This is a genomic window from Bifidobacterium sp. UBA6881, assembly GCA_002451435.1.
Classification (GTDB): domain Bacteria; phylum Actinomycetota; class Actinomycetes; order Actinomycetales; family Bifidobacteriaceae; genus Bifidobacterium.
Genome location: DKCF01000043.1, coordinates 13,463 through 16,597, shown reverse-complemented (window position 1 = coordinate 16,597; position 3,135 = coordinate 13,463). Strand labels below are relative to the sequence as shown.

General features: G+C 57.5%; 3 protein-coding genes. 2 read left to right on the top strand and 1 reads right to left on the bottom strand.

Annotated features, from left to right (window positions below):
* Positions 1–604: 604 nt before the first annotated feature.
* Positions 605–1,705, bottom strand: coding sequence for a tryptophan--tRNA ligase (gene trpS, locus B3C64_RS03705; RefSeq protein ID WP_291533820.1), 1,101 nt, complete (start codon positions 1,703–1,705; stop codon positions 605–607).
* A gap of 126 nt (positions 1,706–1,831) precedes the next feature.
* Between trpS and B3C64_RS03700 the strand changes: the two genes are divergently transcribed.
* Positions 1,832–2,212 carry a DUF3073 domain-containing protein gene (locus tag B3C64_RS03700; RefSeq protein WP_291533819.1) on the top strand — a complete coding sequence of 127 codons (381 nt, stop codon included), beginning with the start codon at positions 1,832–1,834 and terminating at the stop codon, positions 2,210–2,212.
* Positions 2,213–2,578: 366 nt separating this feature from the next.
* Positions 2,579–3,135 (top strand): MFS transporter (locus B3C64_RS03695; RefSeq protein ID WP_349679954.1); only part of this gene is annotated, 557 nt, incomplete at its 3' end.

Below are 3,135 nucleotides of genomic sequence, written 5' to 3'. Positions count from 1 at the left end.
GAAAGTGATTTGCGCTATATGTGGCAGCCTTCCTATTCCCCGAACACAAAATATACCCCCTAAGTGGCTTTTGAGGTGTGCTGTTCGCTGGAATCTGCCACATATAGCGCAAATGGGATTTTCTGGATGGGGCATCTGCCACATATAGACGGTTTGATCAAGCAAATCGTGTCAAGACAAGACACGGAATACGAATTCATATGGGCAGTTCGATTCCAGACCTGCAACTGGAGTAGAACCTAGCTCGGATTGAGCTGGATTGGGCTGGGGCGGATTGTAGTAACTGGACTCAGATTGGGTTGGGGCTCGGCTCGAACCGGACTGGGCTCAGACTGAGCTGAACTGAACTGGGGTGGATTGGACCGGACTGGAACCGAGTTGGGATTTGGTTCCAGTCTGGACGGCGACGTCTCGCATGGGGCCGGCATCGACTGAACGAATTCCACCACCGGCACGGAATATCCCAACATCACTGGCTGACACCGAAAACCAGACCTAAACACGAAGTTCTACAGGTCTGTGGGCCGATATTCGGAAGCGGAAAAGATAGCAATTGGGCCGCGGTTCCACTCCGAACCGCGGCCCAATTGCTCTACTTTTTGGCTCAGTAACGCATGCCCATGGCGTCGCGCACCTGATCCAGCGTCTCATTGGCGATGGCGTTGGCCTTCTTATTGCCTTCTTCGAGCACATTGCGCACGTAATCCATGTCCTTCGCAAGCTCGGCGCGGCGCTCGCGCATCGGAGCCAGGAAGTTGTTCACGGACTCGATGACGTACATCTTCAGCGCACCCGCACCGGAATCACCGATTTCCTCGGCGATTTCCTTCGGGTCGCGGCCTGTGGTGAGGCTCGCGGTGGTGAGCAGCGCGGAGACCTCCGGACGGTTGATCGGGTCGAAGGTGATGCGGCGTTCGGAATCGGTGCGGCTCTTCTTGATGAGCTTCGCGGTTTCCTCCGCGGTGGCGCCCAGCATGATGGAGTTGCCACGGGACTTGCTCATCTTCTGGCCGTCCAGTCCCGGAATCTCCGGAGCATCCGAAAGAATGGCGTCCGGCTCCGGGAACACCGGATTCTTCTTGGCGTAGCGCTCGTTGAAGCGGCGCGCGATGGTACGGGTCAGCTCGATGTGCGGCAGCTGGTCCTTGCCCACCGGCACGATGTTGCCCTTGCAGAAGAGGATGTCGCAGGCCTGATGCACCGGGTAGGTGAGCAGCAGTCCGGTCAATGCGTGGCCGGATGCCTCCATTTCGGCCTTCACGGTCGGGTTGCGGTGCAGCTCGGCCTCCGTGACCAGCGACAGGAACGGCAGCATGAGCTGGTTTTCCGCAGGAACGGCGGAATGCGTGTAGATCATGGTCTTTTCCGGATCGATGCCGGCCGCCATGTAGTCGAGGATGAGGTTGAGCACGTTGTCTTGGATGTGCTCGGTGGTGTCGCGGTCGGTGATCACCTGGTAATCGGCGATGATGATATTGGTGTGCACGCCCTTGTTCTGCATTTCCACGCGGCTGCGCAGCGTGCCGAAGTAGTGGCCCATGTGCAGACGGCCGGTCGGCCGGTCGCCGGTCAGCATGGTGAACTTGCCCGGATTCTTTTCGATCGCGGCGAGCGTCGCATCGGAACGCTTCTTTGCGGCGAGGAAGCTCGCGCTCATTTCATTGCCGACAGCAGTGATCTGCTGATCCTGGGTTTCGTCCGTCATAGGTGTCCTTTTCCTTAAAAAATAAACGATTTTATCGTAAAAGTCTGAGCCGACAACGAAAAATCGTCTAATAAGTGGTACTCTCTTGTTTGATGAATTGATAGCACAGTAATCTCAGGGGGTCAGATGGGCCGCGGACGTCAGAAAGCAAAACAGCAGAAAATAGCCCGAAAGCTCAAGTACCTGACCACCGACACCGATTACGATGAGCTTGCCAAGGAGCTCGGTGCTCAGGAGCCCGGTTCGGGTTCCTTCGACCCCTTCGCCGATATCGAAGCCAAATATTCTCACGATTCGGACGCTGAAGATGAGACCGACGTGGATGCGCAGACGTCCTCGCAGACCGAATCCGAGGATGATCTCGATGATTACGCAAAGTGGGCCGCTGAGGCGGCAGCCAAGGCCACCAGCGGAGAGTTCCCGGCAGCCAAGGCCGCCGCGCCGAAGCCGCACAAGCCCATCCCGATGCCGGTGCCCAGCGCACTGAAGCCGAAGAAGCAGGACTGACTGCGATTAAAACCTTGTTGAGGGTTGTTCCGATGAGCATCATCGGAACAACCCTTTTTCTATCTCCATCTCTTTGTCGTGCGGTCGAGCGTCACTTGTGATTGGTCGTCGAGCGCATGGGCAAAATGTCGAATATCCGCCGTTTTCCAAGGAAGCTCAGCGTTATAGGTTCTTTTTATGATGCATTCCAACAAGCTTGAATGGGAACGCTGATTATGTGTGCGTGCAGGCCGCTTATGATTGACGTTGTTGCGGAAATCACGCGGGCGAGTATGCGAAAACGCATGGAAACATGACGGCTTTCGCCTTTCGCGGCGACTTCCGGTGTGCTCAACGCATTGGGAATGCGTTGTAGGGGGATTCGACATGGCGTCGCAAGATGAGCAAGCTGGGGATATACGGACCACATCATCGGAAGATGGGCATGGAAGCGCGCAGACCGCGTCATCACTATGGGAAGGCACGGATTACGGATGGTGGCTGGCCGCGGACACCTCCGCCTCGGTGTCGACCGACATCGTTTCGTTCGTGATTCCTCTGATCATCCTGTCGGTCAGCGGCTCGGCGGCATTGGCGTCGTCGATGGACGCGTTGCAGGTTGCGGTGTTGTGCGTGCTCGGGTTGGCCGGCGGCGTCATCCAGGACCGGTACGACCGCAAGAAGCTCATGCTGCTGGAAGGCGGCGCGCTGGTCGTGCTGTACCTGCTGTCCTCCGCCGTGTTGATTGCATCGGACGCATTGCACAACAAGGCATTGGTGTGGCTGTTGGTGCCGATTCTGGTGCTTGCCGCGGTGCGCGACGGACTGTTGGGCAACACCTCCAACGTCATGCTGCGCGGCATCGTTCCCGACGATCAGTTGCCGAAGGCGATGTCGCTCAACGATGGCCGCGACGCGGTCGTCGGCATGGTGAGCGGGCCGAT

Bases quoted from the DNA above. Each gene is read 5' to 3' on its own strand.
- trpS (WP_291533820.1), bottom strand. From the start codon at position 1,705: ATGACGGACGAAACCCAGGATCAGCAGATCACTGCTGTCGGCAATGAA.
- B3C64_RS03700 (WP_291533819.1), top strand. From the start codon at position 1,832: ATGGGCCGCGGACGTCAGAAAGCAAAACAGCAGAAAATAGCCCGAAAG.